Genomic DNA, 1,631 nt, shown 5'->3' with positions numbered 1-1,631 from the left:
CCAGGAACAGCCCGAAGCTCACCGCCAGCAGCAGAATCGCCGCCGGCGCCAGGTGGCGCGGCAGCCGGCGGGACAGGTGTGCAACTCGTCTCGTCACGCCATCGTGACCTGATCGAGCAGGGGTATCGACTGCGAGTAGCGCAGGCCGTCGACGCCGGTCACCACGGCGTCGAGCAGTTCGGCGTATCCCCAGACCAGATCGCCGCCGTGCTCCCAGAGGTAGGCCTGGATCTCGTCGAGCGCCGTCTGCCGATCGTCGGCGTCGACGGTGGCCTGCATCCGGGTGAGCAGATCGTCGTACTCCTGGCCGCCCACGCCGGTGACGTTGAAACCGCCGGTGCTGCCGGTGAAGGCGGCGATGTGGGTCGCGGCCGGCCGGTTGGCCCAGGGGATGGCCTGGAATGGGGTGCTCATCAGCGTCTCGTAGTCGGCGAAGTAGGTAGCGGGGTCGGCCGTCTCGACCGTCACGGTCAACCCGGCCTGTGCCGCCTGCTCGACGAGGAGGTTGGCGGCGTCGGTGAGGCCGGGAGCCAGCTCGGCCACGCGCAGGGTGACCTCGCTGACACCGGCATCGCTGAGTAGCGTCCGCGCTCGCTCGACGTCGAGCTCGCGCTGGGAGAGCTCGGCGTTGAACCCGACCATGTCGTGCCCGACGACGTCGTTGCCCACGGTTCCCTCGCCGAACAGGACGGTGTCGATCAGCGCCTGCCGGTCGACGAGGAGCTTCATGGCCAGCCGGACGTCGGCGTCGTCGAAGGGCGCCAGGCCAAGGTTCATCTCGAACGTCAGCGCCTGCGAGTTGGCCGCTCCACCGCGGACGATGGTGAGCGACTCGTCGCCCTCCACCCCGGCGGCTCCGGCCGCGCTGACCGCGTAGGCGTAGTCGATCTCGCCGCCGCGCAGCGCGTTCAGCCGGGTCTCGGCGTCGGCGATCGCGATGATCTCGACCTCGTCGAGCAGCGCCGTTCCGTCCCAGTAGTCAGGGTTGCGTTCCAGCACCCGCCCTTCGGCCGTGCCAGAGGACAGCCGGAAAGGGCCGGTCCCGATGCCGGACTCCCACTGGTCGCCGGAGGTGCCGTCCGGAAAGATGAACGAGAAGGTCGCGAGTCCCCCTTCGATGAAGTCCGCCCGCGGCCGGTGCAGCGGTATCCGCAGCGTGCGTTCATCGACGACGGTCAGGTTGGCCGCATCGAGGTCGGCGTAGTACTGGCTGAAGTTCGGGCTCTGTTCCGGATCGGCGAGGGACGCCAGCGAGTAGCGCACGTCGTCGGCGGTGCACGGCCGGCCGTCGTGGAAGGCGATGTCGGGGCGGAGCCGGAGGGTGAACTCGGTCGCGTCGGCGTTGGGCTCGATCGACTCCGCGAGCCGGAGCTCGATCTGGTCGCCGGTGAGTGAGACCAGCGGGTCGTGCAGCGCGTGAATCGAGATGTAATCGGTGAACGCGGTGGCGGTCAGCACGTTGAGGGTCTCGGTCGCGGCGCCGGCCGCACCGACCCTCAACCGGCCGCCCGCCGTGGGGGTGGAGTCGGAGCCGGTCCCAGCGTCGGCGGTACCGTCCGAGGAGCAGCCGGTGAGCACGCCGCCGGCGGCCCCAGCGGCGGCGAGTCCGAGCGTGCCCCACAGGAAACCCC

At 70.2% G+C, this 1,631-nt stretch carries 1 protein-coding gene; it reads right to left on the bottom strand.

From position 1 onward, the window contains the following. Nucleotides 1–93 precede the first annotated feature (93 nt). Nucleotides 94–1,631, bottom strand: a 1,538-nt coding sequence (locus ELR45_RS03635) for an ABC transporter substrate-binding protein (protein WP_165367447.1), incomplete at its 5' end; no start/stop codon positions are given.

The organism is Phytoactinopolyspora endophytica, from assembly GCF_004138495.1.
In the GTDB taxonomy this organism is placed as follows: domain Bacteria; phylum Actinomycetota; class Actinomycetes; order Jiangellales; family Jiangellaceae; genus Phytoactinopolyspora; species Phytoactinopolyspora endophytica.
The sequence above is the reverse complement of the archived record's forward strand: the minus strand, read 5'-3'. Positions and strand labels throughout refer to the sequence as shown.